17 protein-coding genes are annotated in these 18,080 nt (G+C 61.7%); 8 read left to right on the top strand and 9 right to left on the bottom strand.

Features of this window, described 5'->3' with window-relative positions; genetic code table 11:
• Positions 1-194: 194 nt before the first annotated feature.
• Positions 195-869, top strand: coding sequence for a response regulator transcription factor (locus tag ACV229_RS33800; protein ID WP_448087429.1), 675 nt, complete (start codon positions 195-197; stop codon positions 867-869).
• Positions 870-913: 44 nt separating this feature from the next.
• On the opposite strand, the gene ACV229_RS33795 is transcribed toward ACV229_RS33800, so the two are convergent.
• Entirely contained in the window at positions 914-1,285 is a 372-nt protein-coding gene (locus ACV229_RS33795; protein ID WP_448087428.1) for a response regulator transcription factor, read from the bottom strand.
• A gap of 421 nt (positions 1,286-1,706) precedes the next feature.
• On the opposite strand from ACV229_RS33795, the gene ACV229_RS33790 reads away from it, so the two are divergent.
• The 3 genes from ACV229_RS33790 (at position 1,707) to ACV229_RS33780 (ending at position 4,589) form a co-directional block, all read left to right on the top strand.
• Positions 1,707-1,835 carry a hypothetical protein gene (locus ACV229_RS33790; RefSeq protein ID WP_448077880.1) on the top strand — a complete coding sequence of 43 codons (129 nt, stop codon included), beginning with the start codon at positions 1,707-1,709 and terminating at the stop codon, positions 1,833-1,835.
• A 123-nt stretch (positions 1,836-1,958) separates the two neighbouring features.
• Complete coding sequence (locus ACV229_RS33785) at positions 1,959-2,648, top strand: response regulator transcription factor (protein ID WP_448087427.1); 690 nt, start codon at positions 1,959-1,961, stop codon at positions 2,646-2,648.
• A 150-nt stretch (positions 2,649-2,798) separates the two neighbouring features.
• Positions 2,799-4,589: a sensor histidine kinase gene (locus tag ACV229_RS33780; protein ID WP_448087426.1), complete on the top strand. Its 1,791-nt coding sequence runs from the start codon at positions 2,799-2,801 to the stop codon at positions 4,587-4,589.
• Positions 4,590-4,815: 226 nt separating this feature from the next.
• Here ACV229_RS33780 and ACV229_RS33775 read toward each other — a convergent pair whose 3' ends face one another.
• The 7 genes from ACV229_RS33775 to ACV229_RS33745 form a co-directional block, all read right to left on the bottom strand.
• The gene (locus ACV229_RS33775; protein WP_448087425.1) at positions 4,816-6,324 is read right to left on the bottom strand and encodes an MdtP family multidrug efflux transporter outer membrane subunit; all 1,509 of its coding nucleotides are present in this window, start codon (positions 6,322-6,324) and stop codon (positions 4,816-4,818) included.
• Positions 6,321-8,408, bottom strand: a complete 2,088-nt coding sequence (locus ACV229_RS33770; protein ID WP_448087424.1) for an FUSC family protein — start codon at positions 8,406-8,408, stop codon at positions 6,321-6,323. Before ACV229_RS33770 ends, ACV229_RS33775 begins: the two co-directional genes overlap by 4 nt.
• Before the next feature lie 8 nt (positions 8,409-8,416).
• A complete protein-coding gene (gene mdtN, locus ACV229_RS33765) occupies positions 8,417-9,472 on the bottom strand; it encodes a multidrug transporter subunit MdtN (RefSeq protein ID WP_448087423.1) in 1,056 nt (351 codons plus the stop codon).
• A 15-nt stretch (positions 9,473-9,487) separates the two neighbouring features.
• Complete coding sequence (locus ACV229_RS33760) at positions 9,488-9,763, bottom strand: YtcA family lipoprotein (protein ID WP_448087422.1); 276 nt, start codon at positions 9,761-9,763, stop codon at positions 9,488-9,490.
• Positions 9,760-10,248, bottom strand: a complete 489-nt coding sequence (locus ACV229_RS33755; RefSeq protein ID WP_448087421.1) for a hypothetical protein — start codon at positions 10,246-10,248, stop codon at positions 9,760-9,762. Before ACV229_RS33755 ends, ACV229_RS33760 begins: the two co-directional genes overlap by 4 nt.
• Positions 10,249-10,474: 226 nt before the next feature.
• Positions 10,475-10,717 carry a hypothetical protein gene (locus ACV229_RS33750; RefSeq protein WP_448087420.1) on the bottom strand — a complete coding sequence of 81 codons (243 nt, stop codon included), beginning with the start codon at positions 10,715-10,717 and terminating at the stop codon, positions 10,475-10,477.
• A gap of 28 nt (positions 10,718-10,745) precedes the next feature.
• Positions 10,746-11,300: a lecithin retinol acyltransferase family protein gene (locus ACV229_RS33745; RefSeq protein ID WP_448087419.1), complete on the bottom strand. Its 555-nt coding sequence runs from the start codon at positions 11,298-11,300 to the stop codon at positions 10,746-10,748.
• Between the two features lie 269 nt (positions 11,301-11,569).
• Here ACV229_RS33745 and ACV229_RS33740 point away from each other — a divergent pair, with 269 nt between their 5' ends.
• From ACV229_RS33740 to ACV229_RS33730, 3 genes are all read left to right on the top strand, one after another.
• Positions 11,570-12,544 carry a LysR family transcriptional regulator gene (locus ACV229_RS33740; RefSeq protein WP_448087418.1) on the top strand — a complete coding sequence of 325 codons (975 nt, stop codon included), beginning with the start codon at positions 11,570-11,572 and terminating at the stop codon, positions 12,542-12,544.
• Between the two features lie 212 nt (positions 12,545-12,756).
• Positions 12,757-14,151, top strand: coding sequence for a cytochrome ubiquinol oxidase subunit I (locus tag ACV229_RS33735; RefSeq protein ID WP_448087417.1), 1,395 nt, complete (start codon positions 12,757-12,759; stop codon positions 14,149-14,151).
• A 33-nt stretch (positions 14,152-14,184) separates the two neighbouring features.
• Entirely contained in the window at positions 14,185-15,174 is a 990-nt protein-coding gene (locus ACV229_RS33730; RefSeq protein ID WP_448087416.1) for a cytochrome d ubiquinol oxidase subunit II, read from the top strand.
• Between the two features lie 130 nt (positions 15,175-15,304).
• Here the strand turns inward: ACV229_RS33730 and ACV229_RS33725 are convergent, their stop codons facing one another.
• The gene (locus ACV229_RS33725) at positions 15,305-16,600 is read right to left on the bottom strand and encodes an NAD(P)/FAD-dependent oxidoreductase (RefSeq protein ID WP_448087415.1); all 1,296 of its coding nucleotides are present in this window, start codon (positions 16,598-16,600) and stop codon (positions 15,305-15,307) included.
• Positions 16,601-17,158: 558 nt separating this feature from the next.
• Between ACV229_RS33725 and ACV229_RS33720 the strand changes: the two genes are divergently transcribed.
• On the top strand, positions 17,159-18,073 hold the full coding sequence (locus ACV229_RS33720; RefSeq protein WP_448087414.1) for a 3-hydroxyacyl-CoA dehydrogenase: 915 nt from the start codon (positions 17,159-17,161) through the stop codon (positions 18,071-18,073).
• Positions 18,074-18,080 lie beyond the last annotated feature (7 nt).

Below are 18,080 nucleotides of genomic sequence, written 5' to 3'. Positions count from 1 at the left end.
GCACGGTATCGCGTCACCGGCGACCTCGACGACCGTGTGCCGGTCGCGTCCTCCCTTGAAACGGGGCAGACACGTCGTGCAGATTCAAATCACCTAGAATAGCTACCGTTATCGTCATCGTCATCGTCAGCGGTGCGGTGCAACCGTCTGACAAAACACATGAAGTGCATGTCGGTTTGGGGAAAGGAGGCGAGATGAGTTCCGGGTCGCATTCTACTTCGGCCCAGAGCCCGCACGATCGCGAAGACCCGGTAGTCTACGTGGTCGACGACGACGAGGCGATGCGTTTTGCCCTCGACGGTTTGCTGCGCTCGGTTGGGCTACGTGTGGAGATATTCGAATCGTCACGTGAGTTTCTTGCTTTCCCGAAGCCCGATGCGCCCAGTTGCCTGATTCTCGACGTCAGGTTGCGCGGCGAAAGCGGCCTTGCCTTGCAGGAGCAGATTACAAAGATCGATGTGCGCATGCCGATCGTGTTCATGACTGGGCATGGTGACATCGCGATGACAGTCAAGGCCATGAAAGCGGGGGCTGTCGATTTCCTGGCGAAGCCGTTTCGCGACCAGGACATGCTGGACGCCGTCGCCAATGCGTTGGCGCGCGATGGTGAGCGTCTCGCCGCCGAAAGATCGATCGCGGCGCTTCGGGCTGCCTACGATTCCCTGACACCACGTGAACGAGAGGTGATGGGGTTCGTCGTCGCCGGCCTGATGAACAAGCAAATTGCCTCCGAGATGAATCTCAGTGAGATCACCGTGAAGATTCATCGCGGGCAGGTCATGAAAAAGATGGCGGCGCGCTCCGTCGCGGATCTCGTCAGAAAGTCGGAATCGCTGGGTGTCAATCCGCAGTCACCGAAGCATTCCTGAGAGGGGCGAGTTCGGAAGCGCCGTCCCGGCGTCTTGTCGATCCGCTACGGCCAGTCCAGCGCAACGTTGAGCCAATACGCGATGGCGTCGGGATCAACCGGCTTGTCGAGTACAGCCAGCACACCATTTGCCAAGGCCTTTTCCTTCAGGTTGGCCGATGGGAATGCCGTAATGAAGATGGTCGGCGGCGAATACCCGAGTGCAATGATGCGGTCGTGCATTTCGACTCCCGACATGCCGGGCATCATGACGTCGGAGATCAGGCATGACGTCGACGCGACATGGCTGGATTGCAGGAACTCCTCTGCCGATGCGAACAGGCGTGTCTGCCAGCCGAACGAGCGTATGAGGCTCCCCGTCGCGAGGCGGACGGCCTCGTCGTCGTCAACAATCGAAACTACCTGATCAGAACACAAGATTAGCCTCGATCTTCGGGAAACGGAGTTCACGCAGCAAGAACGCCACTGCGTGCATCACTCGTGCGTCTACGATTCCCAGCGTAGTTCCCACGCCAGCGGCCGGGAATCATACACAAGTATTAGTCCGCCGCATTCGCATCGCCCAATCCTGCTCATATCCTGCGACGCTTGCAGATCCGCAGATACGGCGAACTCATCCTTTGATATGAGTTGCGGCGTTCCCATCGGCGCGTGTCACGGCCCCGCGGGTTATACCCTCGTATGAGCGCTCGAAGCCTATGTAGGAGCTGCGCCACCCGTCCGTAGAATGGTCTTGAGGCGCCCGCGCGCCTACCCTTGTGTCATGACCGATGCGATCGCGCAGTGCGCCTCGCAACACGTCGTGTGATGTGGTGGCCAGTCTCGGGAGGAAAACATCATGTTCAACGTGCTGAACAACTGGATCTTTGTCGGCGCGAATGCATACGACGAGTACACGTTCGTACCGTGGCTGAACCGGAACGTGTATCGGCGGACAGTGGAGCTGCACCGCATTTGCCTGCTCTAGCCGCTGAGCAACGCTCCTGCTTCGCCGGGTCTGGTAGCGACCGCGCTGCCCGTGCCGGTGCCGTTTCCGTTGCCGCGCCCTGGCCCGAATGACACATCCAGGTTCCTACGAATGGAGTTTGCAATGACACCAGCCCATGCAGCCGAACGTGAACTGGATTTGTCGTCGGCGCAAGCAACGCCGGTCGTCTTCGTTGTCGACGACGACGTCTCGGTGCGTGAGTCGCTCGAAGCAATGATTCGCTATGCCGGTCTCATTGCAGAAACGTTCGCTTCCGCACAAGACTTTCTTGGCCGCCCCCGCACGACGGTCCCGAACTGCCTGGTGCTGGACGTCGGTCTTCCCGATCTCAGCGGCCTCGACCTGCAAAATCTCATTGCATCCGAGCGTACCGCCACGCCCATCATCTTCATCACCGGCCGCGGCGACGTGCCGACAACAGTGCGGGCCATGAAAGCCGGGGCGGTTGAATTTCTCACCAAGCCCTTTGACGACCAGGTTCTGCTCGATGCCATCCGGCACGCCATCGAGCGTAGCCGCGCCGCATTGAGCGAAGACATAGAGCTGAAGGCGATCCAGGATCGCTACGACTCACTCAGTCGACGCGAGCGCGAGGTCATGGCATTGGTGGTGACCGGCCTTCTGAACAAGCTGGTGGGAAGCGAGTTGGGCATCAGCGAGATCACGGTGAAGGTGCACCGAAGGCACGTCATGCAAAAGATGAACGCGCGCTCACTCGCCGAATTGATAAGTATGGCGGGAAGACTTCATCCTTGCCGCGCGCCCCGGGCAGCGCTGCAAATCGCTGCGTGAGCGGTGGAGCGGACCCGCCCGAGCGGGCTCCGCGCCCTGAGCGGCAGGTCCGCTATTTGAGGCCCTGTTATCTTGAACCGTACGGGCCGCTGCGTTTTCTGCTGCATGTCGATTCATTTGATCCGGTGAAGACAATTGTGTGGAGCAGATGTGAAATCGGCGATTCATAAGTCACTTGGGTTCAAGACGCAGTTCCGTCTCTTGATTGTCACCCTTGCGGTATGCTTTGTCGCATACGTCATGTGCTCGTTGGTTGTCCTCAAGGGGTTGGAGGTAAACGGACCGTTGTACAAAAAGATAGCGCTAAGCAAGGATCTGATTTCGGACGTTCTGCCTCCACCCGAATACGTGATCGAGTCTTACCTGGTGTGCTTCCAGCTTGTCGAAGCGAGCGCGGCCGAGCAGCAGCGCTTGATCGACCGACTCAAGATGCTGAAAAAGGACTACGACGATCGTCACCGCTACTGGGAACGACAATCGCTGAATCCGGATACCCGACAAGCGCTCCTCGGACAGGCAAATCCCGCCGCGCTCTCCTTCTATCAGACCGTCTTCAATGACCTCATCCCCGCGGTGCAGCGCGCCGACCGGCTCGCGGCAATCGATGCGCTGGCCAGTATTTCGCGACAATACGAAGTTCACCGCAAGGCGATCGACCGGGTCGTCCAACTAGCGAGAATGGACACCGAGACGGTGGAGGCCAAAGCCCGGCAAGGAATATGGGCGGGGTTCCTGTTGCTGTGCGCGGTCTTCGTCCTTGCGGTCGTCATCAGTGTATTCATAACCCGTTTCCTGACAACACTGAACAGACAACTCGAAGAGCGCGAAGCGAAGATCCGGCGCCTGGTCGACGCCGACATTATCGGAATCTTCATCTGGGAGCTCGAAAGCATCATCGAGGCCAATGATGCGTTCCTCCGCATCGTGGGCTGCGAACGTGAGGATCTTGTCTCCGGTCGCGTCCGCTGGACAGACCTGACCCCGCCGGAATGGCTCGACCGCGATCTCCGACATTGGCTGCCAGAGCTGAAGCGGACCGGCCGCCTGCAACCGTTCGAGAAAGAGCTTTTCCGGAAAGGCGGCGGCCGGGTACCCGTGCTGATCGGCGCGGCGAGCTTTGAAGCAGGCGGGAACCAAGGTGTCGCGTTCGTGCTTGATTTGACCGAGAGTAAGCGCGCAGAGGCCGAAGCACGCGAAAGTGAGCGCCGCTACCGCGAGATCCAGACCGCGCTGGCGCACGCAAACCGCGTCACGACCATGGGGCAGCTCGCGGCCTCGATCAGCCATGAAATCAAGCAACCGATCGTCGCGTGTGCCACCAACGCCGAGGCAGGTTTACGCTGGCTGAGCGCACGGTCGCCGAATCTGGAGGAGGTTCGGCAGGCGCTTGAACGTATCACCAAAGACGCAAGGCGCGCCAGCGAAGTTGTGAACCGCATTCGTGGCCTCGTCAGAAAAACCCCGACGTGTATGGAGTCGGTGCAGATCAACGAGGCGATTCGTGAGGTCATTACCCTGGCGCGCGGTGAGGCCGAGAAGAACTCCGTTTCCGTACGGATGGAACTCGCGGAGGACTTACCGCTCGTTCAAGGCGACCGGGTGCAACTCCAGCAAGTGATGCTGAACCTGACCATCAACGCCATTGAAGCGATGAGCGCGATGAACGTCGAGCCGCGGGAATTGACGATCAGCACCGCCATGGATGAGCCGGGTGGCGTCCTGGTGGCGATGTGCGATTCCGGGCCGGGTGTCTCCTCCGAGAACATCGAGCGCCTCTTTGAGCCGTTTTATACGACCAAGACTACCGGTTTGGGCATGGGCCTTTCGATCTGTCGATCGATCGTCGAAGCACACGGCGGCCGCTTGTGGGTCAGTGCAAACGTCCCCAGTGGCGCTATCTTCCAGTTCACGGTGCCTGTCCTTCCAGCTGTTTCAGCGTAAGACAGCCCCGCGTTCCAATTCGCCGCGATCGTCGCAATTTGACAAACTGAACATGACGCAGTGCCATGAGGGGTTGCGCGCACTGTCGAATGAGGACGTTTTCCGCGCGCCCGCTCCCTCGCCGATCTGGTCAACATCGCGGGAAGACTTCATCCTGGCCGCACGTCTGAGTGACAGATAGCGCAGGTCCCTGCACGCCGATGGCCGCACCAGTCCGGATATCATTTCACCGCACCCTCAGCGCGACAGGTGCCTCCTCGCGATACCCGCCTCCGAGCGCCTTCGACATCGCGATGTCCTGACTCAGGCGCTGCCCGTCGATTTCCAGCATGGAAATCCGTTCGAGCAACACGGGCTGGCGGGCGTCCATCGCCGTCAGCCGGCTCGCGACGCCCCTTTCATAGCGCGCTTGCGCACTCGCCTGAGCGAACGATACCGCATCGATCTTCTGCGCCTGCAGCCCGGCTTCCTCGTCGAGGTCCTGAAGTCTACTGCTCGTCACCGCTACATCGCGCACGGCATTCAACACAGCCTGGTTGTACTGCGTGATCAGCGCGTTGCTGGCTGTGCGCACGCCGCTCAGGTTGGCATTGAGCCGCCCGCCATCGAATATCGGCAGATACAGGCCGGGAATCACGTTGATCTGCTGGCTCGCGTGCGCAAAAAGGTCTGCAAGGTGCAGTGCGTTGACACCAAAAAACGCCTTGATGTCGAAGCTCGGATAAAAGGCAGCCTTCGCGGCATCGATCCGGTCGAACGACGACTGAACATACCAGCGCATGGCTTGCAGGTCGGGACGACGTGCCAGCAGTTCGTATGACAGTGTGGTCGGCAACCCGGCCTGCGGGACCGGCAACGCTACGGGCTTGATGTCGGGAACATCGTCGGGACGGGCCCCAAGCAGCGCTCGCAGCGATTCGCGCAACTGCTTGACGCTGGCTCGTGCCGCAACAATCTGCCTCTGCGTCGCCAGCAATTGCGCACGCGCAAGCTCGGACTGCGTGATCGACTCCAGGCCGCGCGCGGCGCGAGTGGTGTGGGCATCCACGTCGAATGCGGCAACATCATGTAGCTGCTCAAGCAGATCGATCAGCAGATACGTCGTCTGGATACCGTAGTAAAGTTGACCAACATCTGTCGACATTTCGAGTTCGATGGCGGCGACTTCGGCCAGCCGCGCGTTGTGTACACCGATCGCAGCCTCCACCTGTGCGCGCTGCTTGCCCCAGATATCGATCTCCAGGCTCCCGCCGAGTCCTACGATGCCCTCCGTGTACCACGGCCCCGTCGCACCAATCGCTGACTGGTTGGTCGAATACGCACCGAGGAAGCCGTTGGCCGAGACATGCTCACGGTCCACGGCGGCGAGCGCCGTGACCTGCAGGTTCGTCCCGGCTCGCACCAGATCGATATCCGACTTCGCCTGCGCGACGCGCGTGCGCGCGATGACGATTGTCGGCGAGGTGGCAAGTGCGCGGGCGATCAGCGAATCGAGCTGCGGGTCGCCGTATGTTCTCCACCACTGTCTGGCTGGCCAGCCGTCTCGTTCAAGATGGATGTCGCCGGCGATGCGGATCTGCTCCGGGGCGATCATTGGATACGGCTTTTGATCATGTCGGATCATCGCGCAGGCCGACAGCATGCACGCCAATGCGGCCATTACAAACGTTACCCAGCAGCGCAGCCAGCGACACGAAAGCGGATCGAAAGAAGCAAGCATCGTTGTGTCACTCATTCAATAGTCCCGATATCGGCCGAAGTCACGCTCCAGGCGGGCAGCGTCGACACTTGCTCGCTCAGACGCATGGCACGCACGATCAATCGCTCATACGCGCCCTCCGCTGCGTCCGTGCCCTGCGCTTCCCAATCGATGCTCGAACATGTCGCAATCCAATCGTGAGGAACAGGGGCCGGTGCACGCACTGCCTCCGGGTGCTCGGTCAGATCGCTGGCGTAACCTTCCAGCGACGCGCCGGCCGTGTCCCCCCATATCGTCGCGACGCGGTGTGCGCGATGCTCTCCAGTTGGCTGCGCTCGGCTTTCCGCGTCGAACGCATCCGCCGCCAGGAGGATCCCCCGCAACTGTGCGAGCATCGTCTGGACGTGAAGCTGGAAGACTTCCTGCTGCCCTTCGCCCAATTGCCAGCTGGGCTCCAGAGCGACGCGGGCGGCCATCGCTTCGCAATCCGCAAGTTCAGCCCAGAGCGCCGTCGGCGCCGTATGGATGTCGCCCTGTCGTCGCAGCCGTGCCGCAAGACTTCGCAGCAGACGAGCGACACGCTGGCGGAGCGCCTCGCCTTCGGCCTCCGGCCATAGCGATGCATGAACGACGGCGGATACGGCCACGCCGAGGAGCACGCCGACCATTCGGTCGCGGATCTCGGTCAGGTTCGTCGTCGGCCCGAACTGGCCGAGCAATGCGAGCGCGAACGTGAACATGAGCTGCGTACCCGCATAGCTGATCCGCTCCGATCCGGCGCTTACCCACGCGCCAAGCGCGATCACCGGCAACGCCATCATCAGCAGGTCGACAATGCCATCGATGCGCGGCACCACCCATACCACCATCGCGAGCGCGATCACGCTGCCGAGCGCTGCGCCGCCAATCCGCAGGATCGCGCGCCGGCGCGTCGCGCCGAGGCTCGGTTGCGCGACGATCAGCGACGAAAGCATGATCGTGTGAATGCCCTGCCAGTCTGTCGCCTGGTAAAAGAGGTAACCGACCATCGCCGCCAGCAGTGTCTTCAGGGCGAACTGTGTATAGACGGGATTCGAGAATGCATCGGGGACAAGGAAGCGCTCCTGTTCCCGCTTCGTTTCGGTCGACTCGGGCGCGGCCGATCGGTCGGCGAACGCGTGAAGCGCTTCTCGCATCTGGTGCAGTCCGCCGGGCAACCCGTCGTGAGCAACGTCGGCAAGCAACGCCGGCTCGGTGAAGCGCTCGCCCGTCCGGACGACACGGCCGAGCTGCGCGCACGCGCCGCGCAATGCGGACAGGACGCCGGCCGGCACATCGGCCGCGCTTTCGGGCAGATTGGCCGTCGCCGCATAGAGACGCGACACGGTTGTCACGCGCGCCAGATGAAATGCCTGACGCCGCCGGTAATCGAGGTCCCGCATGGTCGAGAATCGCAGCAGTCGCTGCAGGGTCAGTGTTCCGCATTGAACTGCCCGCGCGTTCAGGCCGCCCGTGCGCTGCTTGCCGTGCTCGAGATCCGCGAGACCTGCGTCAACCACCACAAGTTGTCCGAGCATGGCGCTTTCAAGTTGCTGTACCGGCTCGACAGGCAGGCATACGGTGTTGATCAGCAGCGTGATCGCGATCGGGTAATTGGCAGCGACCCAGACCCACAGCGCAATGCGGACGAGTGCCTCCGCGTGATCAGTGAGGTCGACGAACGACTGGAAATAGATGATGACAATGCCGACGACCAGGAAAGCAGCGCCGATTTTTGCCACCCGCATCATGTAGGCGCTGAGGAAGAACAGCGCCGCCGACAGCAGGATTCTCGGCAACGGGTCATCGTAGGTCAGCTCGAGCACAAGAATCGCGCCGCCGACGGCCAACGTCACACCAATCATGAACACGACACCGACAAGACGAGTCATCACCACGTTCGATTGCGTGACATAGAACACGATGAGCAGCGAGAGCGCGAGAAGCGGCACCTGCAATGCCATGGATACCGTAATGACGATTGCACTTGCCAACACGCAGCGCAGCATCACGTTCGGGCGGCCCGGATTGATGCGAAGCTCGTCGCGGAGGAAGCATGCCAGGCGCCGTAAGCGCTGCGGGAGATTGCCGGTCAAGGCCATGGCCGTCCTCATTGCGGCGGTGCCGCCGCATCGCCGAGCTTGAGCGTTGCGACCGCAGACGTACCGATACGGAACAACTCGGGATCGGGATCGCGCACGGCAATCTTGACAGCAAAGCGTTGCGACACATGCACCCAATTGATCGTGCGCTGCACGTTCGGAAGCCCCTCTTTCACCGTGCCGCCGTCATCCGGAAACACGCCGTAGCCGATCGAATCGACTACGCCGGCGAAGCGCCTGGCGGCATCACTCATCAGGTAAACCGTGGACAGCGTGCCTGCATGCACATGCTTCAACTCAGTTTCCCGAAAGTTGGCGACGACGTACCAATGCCGCGTATCGATCAAGGTAAAGACGGGCTTCAATGCCGAAGCGAATTGCCCGACTGTCGTGCGCAGCGAGACAACGCGACCGTCGAAGGGTGCGCGCACTTCGGTGAATTCGAGATTCAACTCGGCAATGACGATCTGCGCCTCGACTTCGGCACGCTGCGCGACCAGCGCATCGACACCGCTGACCGCCGCGCTTGCTTGCTGCGCCTGGAGCATCGCCGCGTTGAGTTCCGCCTGCGCGGAGCGCTGCGCGGTACGTTCGCGATCGACCTCCTCGGCCGATACATAGCCTTGCGCGAGCAAGGGTTCAGTACGGCGCAGCGTGTCCGCGGCCTGATTCGCAGCCGCGCGGGCCCGCTCGACGGCGGCATGCACGGAATCCGCGTTGTATTGCTGTGCGTTGACGGTGCGTTGCGTCAAGACGATCTGGTTGTCGAGCGCGTCAAGACGCGCGCGCGCCTGATCCAGCGCGGCCTGATAGGGACGCGGATCGATCCGGAGCAGCAGATCGCCTTGCCTGACGGCCTGATTGTCTCGAACCGGGAGGTCGATGATCCGGCCGCTGACTTCGGGAACGACGTTGATCGTGTCGGCGTATACGTACGCATCGTCCGTGCTTGGCGCGTGATCGAGCCGCCACAAGACGATGCCCAGCAATATGATCGCGATCAGGACGATCGTTGCGGCCGCAAGGTTTCTTGTGCTTCGCATTGGGCGAGGGTCATCATTCATTTGCGGTCACACACGTCATGAACGAGAAAAAAATATCAACCATGCCGCCATCGCGAGCAGCGCGCTCAGCGCCGGATAGCTGATGGCGAGCGGTGCGAGCGCCGCGCTCGCACCACGTCGGCTCAGCGCCAGGTGGACAAGAATTGTCCCCGCTACGCCGCCCACGATGCAGAACAACCAGTCTGGAAAGGCTGCGCCGAACAGCGGGATCGACGGCGCCAATGCGCAGCCACCGAGTAGCACGCCGGACATTGACAGCAATACGACACTCAAGACGTTCGATGAGCTCATGTGCAGTCGTCGGCCTTGCGGTTGCCTACGCTCAGATGTTCGCGAACAGTGCCCACGGTCCACAACGCGATTGGGAACGATGCAACGCATGCTGCCTTGCCCAGGCACTCGACCGTCGAGAAGAGTCCAAGCGCAACGCAGCGCGTGTACTCGAGAGGCAAGGCCGGCGCGATGGCGAACAAGCTCGCTCCGCAGATGAACGTAAAGACTCGACGGGCAAAGCGCAGGTCGGCGATGGCGGCGGCGCCGATGAGGCACAGCAGTACCTTCGACGCCATCAAGGCGAGCAGCGCGGTGGAATTGATCGACGCGCCCAGTTCCAGCGGTGCTTCAATCAATGCCCAGCCACAAGTCACGACGACAGATGCTTTGAACAGGCGCTCCGATTTGGGCGCCAATTCGACCGGATCCGTTGGAACGGGTTTCGAAAAAACCTCGTTGCAGTCCAGCGGGTTGATGAAGTCGGCAGTTTTCCGGGGATTCACGAGAATGTCTCCTCTGGGCGGGACGGGAGCCTTTGTCAGGCACGGCGTTGAATCCTTCCTGCGCGTCGCGCATGCCGAGAGCACGCTTCGCCGGCTTGCCGAAGCCTTAACGTTGCACGTGCCGGAGCGGCGCTTCTGCCAGCCTGGCGAATAGCTTGCGCGCCGCACAACGCAAGCCGCACGATACGCGGGTCGCGGGCGCCATATGGCTCGTTTCCGTCTTTCATCAGACAGTCCTCCACGCAGACATTGCCGGCCGCGATTGCGCGGGCGGATACACATTCCACGACCCGTCGTCGTGACGAAAAAAGAAGATCGACAGCAGACCGCCGGGACGCATCGCCTCGACGCACACATACCGACGATGCATCTGCGTGTGGCAGAAGCGCGCAACGTGCGCGGGCATCTCAGGCGTGGGCGCGAGCCATTTTTCGACGGCCCAGCGCAGTGTCTTTTCAGTCGCGCTCATGATGGTCACCTTCAGGTCTTTATGTACTTCAAGCTCCAGTTGCGGCGTTCATGCTGCCTGCGCCAACAACGGCGTGGACGGCTTTCACGCGGTCGGCGATGAAAGTGCTCACGAGGCACAGCAGCGCGTGGACGCCTGTGCGTGGATCCGCAAGGCAGGCACGAATCTGTTCGCTGCGGCTATCGCCGAGCAGGCACCACGCGCAGAAGTGCTCGCAGTTGTTCGTCAGCAGGCGATAGCGGTTCTCCCCGAGGCGCGAACGGGCACGCAGCACAGCTTCTTCGCCGCAATACGTCGGGAACGGATGCAGACGCACGGCAACGGCATGACCGTCGGCGAACGCTTCGAGCGGGACTTCCTCGACGGGGCCGCGGCGCTCGGACGTGGCGAAGCCAGCGTAGTGAATGACCTTGCCGTTACCGACATAAATACCGTGATGCTGGTAGCCACGACGTTGCGTAATCAGGTGGGCACCGAGATCGGGCTCGTCATTGAAACCGCGGAGCGCAACGTCCGCCAATGGACAAGCGGCTGCGCGGTTTGCGACCTGCTCGCTGCCTGATCGCTGGAGGTTACGGTTCATGGCGTGGCTCCAAGTCCGGGAGTGAACGGTTGATGCGACGAACGGACGGCGACGCACCTGGAGGAGTGAACGCGTCTGGAGCGTCGTCTTGCGAACCAATTTAGGTTGTGCCCCGCACAGTCGCAATTGCACTTTGGTTCAGGTATGACACGACGTGCCCTCCCACCGATACGAAGGTGTCGCTAACACCATCGTGCAATGGCGCTCTGCACCGCCGTCAACCTAACCTCGTTTCCTGGACGACAACTTTCCATTTTGGCGAGTGGCTCATGGACACGTTTCAATGCATGCGCATCTTTGTAAAAGTGGCGAGCGACGGAGGCTTCACCTCCGCGGCCAGGAGGCTCAACTTCCCCGTGCCACTCGTCTCACGCGCGATCAATCAACTCGAGACGCATCTGGGCAGTCGGCTGTTGCACCGGACGACGAGACACGTTGCCCTGACGGAGGCGGGCGAGCGTTACCTGCGCCGATGCGAGGGAATTCTTTCGAGCCTTGATGATGCGGAAGCCGAGGCCCGATCAGCTGCGGCGCATCCCACCGGGCGGCTGCGTGTTCACGCGCTTTCGAGCTTCGGCCATCAACTGGTGGTGCCGGCAATACTGAAGTACCAGCAGCGGTTTTCCGAAGTCAGGGTCGAGGTCACGATGACGGGAACGATTCCCGACATGCTGGAGGACGGCTATGACGCGTCGATCGTACTCGCCCCGGAATTGCCAAGCTCCAGGTTGGTCCGCATGAGGCTCGGAACCATCCGCGGCGTGGTGTGCGCGTCCCCGCGATATTTGGCGAGCCACGGCGTACCCAGCGTGCCTGAAGACTTGCCCGATCATCAGTGCCTGCTGTTGACCACGGCCGTGTTCCCATTTGACAAATGGGTATTCGCAGGCGCCGGCGAGACCTTCCCGGTGAACGTCGGTTCGGCTCGCTTGACGGTCAACGCGATGGAAGCGCTGGAACCGGCGGTAACAGAAGGACTTGGCGTCGCGATTCTTCCGGCTGGCGTTGCGTTGCCACATTTGCGCTCGGGTGCATTGGTACGGCTTCTTCAGGGATATGAGGCACAGCCCATGAACGTCTATGCGTTGTATCCGTCCCGGCGCTTCCTCGATGCAAAGATCCGCTTGCTCATCGATCTGCTTCGCGAAGAGGTGACGTCGATGCTGGAGGCTGACGAGCGTGCACTGGCAACGCTTGACGGATGCGACCTCGTGAGCCGCCAGAAGTCCGGTTGGCAATCGTGATGCGCCTTCGATTTGTCCAGGAGGCCACGCGCCCCGGTGGCATAAAAGGCGAAGCCCAGGCCAGAGGTGAAAAGACATGCCTTCCCACCGATACGAAGGTGTAGCTATACCAACGTGCAATGGCGCCGCGCACGGCTTGCAACCTAAATTGAAATCCGGGAGCAACGAGTTCGCGCCGCGAGCCGTGGTGCTGCCGCAACAGGATGATCATCATGCCGACCGACGTACTCGACCTCTCGCGCGCCCAGTTCGCGATGACCATAATCTTCCACATTCTGTGGCCGATCCTGACAATCAGTCTGTCGATATTCCTGCTGCTGATCGAAGCACTGTGGATCCGCACGAACGACGTGATGTACTACCGCCATGCCCGCTACTGGGGCAAGCTGCTCGTGCTCAACTTCACCGTCGGCGTGGTCACCGGCATTCCGATGGAGTTTCAGTTCGGCACCAACTGGTCCGGCTTCTCGCAGTTCAGCGGCCAGTTCGTCGGCAATATCCTGGGTTTCGAAGGCGCCATGGCGTTCATGCTCGAAGCCGGATTCGTCGGTGTGATGACGCTCGGTTGGGGGCGCGTGCCCCGTGGCGTCCATCTCTTCGCCACGGCGATGGTAGCGCTCGGTTCCAGCATTTCCGCGTTCTGGATCATGGTCGCCAACTCGTGGATGCAGACGCCCGCCGGCGTTGCCGTCGTCAACGGCAAGCTTGTGGTGACGGACTATCTGGCGGCCATCTTCAACCCCGACATGGTGTGGGGCGTCTCGCACATGTGGGTGGCCGCGATCGAAACGGGCATGTTCGTGATTGCGGGCATCTCCGCGTATCACCTGTTCCGCCGGCGGCATCCCGAGTTCTTTGCGCGTTCGTTCAGGATCGCACTAGGCTTGCTCGTCTTCGTTGCACCGATCCAGGTCTGGCTCGGCGACTCGAGCGGCACCAGCGTGTTCGCGACGCAACCCGCGAAGGGTGCCGCCATCGAAGGACACTGGGAGACCAACAAGCCCGGCACGGGGGCCGCATGGTCGCTCGTTGCCTGGCCCGACCAGCAAAAGCAGCGTAACGACTGGTCGATCGAAGTGCCGGGGTTCCTCAGCATCCTCGGCACGCATTCGCTGCATGGACAGGTCAAGGGGCTGACCGACTTCCCGCGCGCCGACCAGCCGCCCATGGTGCCGCTTCTTTACTACGCATTCCGCCTGATGGCCGGCATCGGCTTCGCGTTCACGCTGCTCGCGTTCTGGACGGCGTATGCACTGCGTAAGGCACGCGGCAGTCTCGATGGCCTGCTCGCACAGCGCAAGCTCTTGCTGGCATGGGTGCTATGCATCCCGCTGCCTTACCTGGCTGTCGAGGCCGGGTGGATCGTGCGCGAAGTGGGACGTCAGCCGTGGGTTGTCTACGGGCTGATGCGAACGAGCCAGGCCGTGTCCACGGTGCCCGCGGCCTCCGTGACGGCCAGCACGGCGATGTTCTTCGCGTTCGACGTCGTGTTGCTCGTCACCTTCTTCCTTCTCGCACGGAATTGGCTGAGGAACGGCCCCGATCTCACGGCCATGCCTCCCGCAACCACGATCGCTTCGCCGCAGACGGCGGCGAGCGAATACTGAAGTCCTGTTCTCCAACTGAAAGGAGATGGTTCGATGGATAGCACTACACATTCACTGCTTGCCGTCACGTGGTTCGGCCTGATCGGCCTGATGCTGGTCTTCTACGTCGTGACGGACGGATTCGACCTCGGAGTGGGCATGCTCACGCTGCTCAGAAGAAAGCGCGAAGACCACGACGCGATGATTCAGACCATCGGTCACGTGTGGGATGCGAACGAGACATGGCTTGTCGTCGTCGGCGGTGGCCTGTTCGGCGCGTTTCCCGCGGCCTACGCGATCCTGATGCAGGCGCTCTATCTGCCCGTCATGGCGATGCTGGGCGGGCTGGTCATGCGCGGTGCGGCCATCGAGTTCCGTCATGGCGCCCGGTATGGAAGGCTGTGGGACACCGTGTTCGGCATGGGCAGCCTCATCGCGGCAATATCGCAGGGCGTCATACTCGGCAAGGTGATCACGGGTTTCCTGCCTGGCGATCCCAGCACGGTGTTCATCACGGTGACGGCCATTGGCGTGGTGACCGGCTATACGCTGCTCGGCGCGACCTGGCTCGTGAAAAAGACGGTAGGCACGCTCGAACTTTGGGCCCGGCGGCTGGCCTTGTTGAGCGCGCAGCTCACCGTGGCTGCTGCGATCGTGCTTACTGCGGCAACCTGGATCGACGGCGTGGCTGTCCATGCCCGCTGGTCCCAGCCGGGCGTGCTTGCCCCGCTTGCGGTACTCGGCGCGCTCGCCGTTCTGTCGTACGTCTGGCTCAACGCGTCGCTCTATCGGCGAAGCGAACGCGCGCCGTTCCGCGCAGCGGTGACGCTCTTCATCGTGTCGTTCGCGGGCCTCGTGATCAGCCTCTATCCGGACTTCATTCCCGGCAGGCTCTCGGTCTTGCAAGCCGCGTCGGATACGCTTACCCTCGCGTTCATGTTGATCGGGATCGGCCTCGTGTTCCCGGTGATGATTGGCTACAACCTGTACCAGTACGCGATTTTCCGCGGCAAGGTGATCAGCAGCACGCGTGCGGAAGGTTAGCCGGCGCGGCGCTGCAGCTGGCCGAACTGCCGCGCTCCGCCCGGAAAGCGGCGAAAGTGAGGATGGACCCGGGACCGCCTGCGCGGTCCCGTCTGTTTTGGACGCGGTTCGACGTTGGCGAGAAAGCCCGTCAAGCGAGCCGAATGCGCGGCTGAGCCAGCCCGTTGATCTGCTCCGCTGTCCAGAGCAGCGTTGCCCTGCGAAAGCCGTGCAGCGCCTGCTGATGACGCCGGTACAACATCGCGTGACTGAGCTGCGCGAGTCTCCCCCGAATGAGCCCCCCTGGAAAGAAGCCAAAACGCCCAAGTGTGCCGAACGCGTCGTATTCGCTCAATGACACGAGCGATCCAAAATCGCGGAATTCGAGACCAGGAAGCGGTTTGTCGTGACGGACCCATTCCGGCAGGTGGCGCGCCAGGTGCTCGGCCTGTTGAGTGGCCACCTGCGCGGTGGGCGGAAGCGGTCGCTGCGCGCCTTCCAGCGTCAGGGAAGCGCAATCGCCGAGCGCAAAGATGTTCTCGTCGTGCAGTGCCTGCAGCGTACGCGACACCACGATCTGGTTAGCCCGGTTGGTCTCGAGGCCAGCCAGCCGGTTCATGAAATCGGGTGCCTTGACACCCGCAGCCCATACCATCAGATCCGCATCGGCAAACGTCCCGTCTCCGTACCGAAAGCCTCCCGGTTCCGCCGCTGAGACTGCCGTCGACGTCAGCACGCGGAAGCCGATTTTTTCGAGTCGTTGCTGGCTGGGTGTCGAGATCTCCGGTGGGAAGGCCGGAAGCACGCGTGGCCCGGCCTCGAGAAGGGTCAGGCTCAGCCGTTCCCTTAACGCGGGATCGCCATAGCTTGCGGCGAGTTCGAAAAGATGACTGAGCTCGGCGGATAACTCGACCCCGGTGGCACCTGCGCCCACGATCGCCACTCGGAGCGCCTCATCCTTGACGACGCTGCGAAGCGCACGTTCGCGCAACGCGACGTTGAACGTCTCCGCTTGCTGTTGGCTGTCAATGAGGTGGCAATGCTCCATGACGCCAGGCACGCCAAAATCGTTCGCGCGGCTGCCCAGAGACAGCAACAGCACATCGTATGGAACCGTTCGAGGCTCGAGCATCAAACCGCCCTCGTGCGCCGTCATCGCAGCAAGCTGTACTTCGCGCACTTGCCGGTCCAGTCCGCACATCTCGCCCGGTTGATACGTGAAGCCGTGCTGACGCGCATGTGCGAGATAGATGACGCGCTGCTGATTCACGTCGCGCGTACCCGCAGCAATCGTGTGCAGCATGGGTTTCCAGATATGCGTCGGGCTTCGGTCGATCAAGGTGACGGTCGCCTCACCCGGTCGACCCAATCGGTCGCCGAGTCTGGTTGCAAGCAGAATCCCGGCGATTCCGCCACCTACGATCACGATACGCGTTGGCTTTTTCATGGCAGGTTCCCAATGAACGATGGACGATTTCGAATGGCCCGCCATTAACCTGCAAACTCGATGACGTGGATCGTCTCCATGCGTCGCTCATGCTGCCTTGCCAAACCACTCAACCGACGAGAAGCGTGCCAAGGAAGGCACGGACAGGTGCATGCGCGTGATTAAAGACGGAGCACGGGAGAGTTCCGGAAACATAGCGGGAAAGGCATGCCGGAGGCATGGAAGAGGCCGCAGCAAAGCGTCGGCCTGCGAACCAATTTAGGCAGCACAGGACGCAGTCGCAATTGCACTTTGGGTTAGGTATGACGCGACATTCCTCCCCACCGATACGAAGGTGTCGCCGACACCATCGTGTAATTGAGTCGCGCACCGCTGAGCACCTAAAGTTGGTTCATGAGCAACGCATCCCCACTCTGGCGTAGCTCTAACGTAGCCGGTCACACAACGTCACATGAGCATCGCGCGCCGCGGGAACGACGACACCGATTCCCGGCGGCATTCGGCCTCTCCCTGACGTTCGGTGCCCCTGTCAATTGCAGCGACGCGAAAGGAAACACGATGACTCAGTTTCAGACCAACGGAAGCAACGCTTCTCAGGGCGCGCCCCGCTCCGGACGATTGTTTCTCCTCGAATTGAGCGGCGGCCGTATTCACTCGATGAATCCCGATGGATCCGACCGCAGGACGATCGTCACGGACTGTCGGATGCCCGACGGCATTGCCGTGGATACGGATGCCGGTCATATCTATTGGACCAACATGGGTTCGATCGGCCCCCATGACGGTTCGATCGAGTGCGCCGACCTCGATGGCAAGAACCGCGTGCTCATCGTCCCGCAAGGCATCACGCATACGCCGAAGCAGATCCACCTCGACAAGGATGGCGGCAAGCTCTATTGGTGCGACCGCGAGGGCATGCGCGTGATGCGCGCCAACTGCGACGGCTCTCAAGTCGAAACGCTGGTCGAGGCCGGTCGCGGCGACACCGACCGGCACGACCAGATGCGGTGGTGCGTCGGGATCACCGTCGATCCGAAGCTCAAGAAGATCTACTGGACGCAAAAGGGCCCGGACGACGGCGGTCGGGGCCGCATCTTCCGCGCGAACCTGGAGATCCCGCAAGGCGAAAGTCCGGCGACGCGCTCCGACATCGAGGTGCTGTTCGACCATCTGCCGGAACCGATCGACCTCGAGCTCGACCTCGTGAACCGCGTCCTCTACTGGACTGACCGTGGCGATCCCCCGCGCGGCAACACCGTCAATCGCGCCCCGATCGACGAAACGGCGGCGCCGGAGATCGAGATCACGCACCTGCTGGAGGGAATCGGCATCGCGCTCGACGTTCCCGGTAACCGGATGTTCTTCACGGACCTGGGCGGCTCGGTCTATTCAGCGGATCTCGATGGAAGCGGCAAGCGCAACTTCCTCTATGCCCAGGGCAATCTCGCCGGCATCGCCTACGCCGAAGTCTGACGCACAC

Source organism: Burkholderia sp. MR1-5-21 (genome assembly GCF_053427715.1).
The sequence above is the reverse complement of the archived record's forward strand: the minus strand, read 5'-3'. Positions and strand labels throughout refer to the sequence as shown.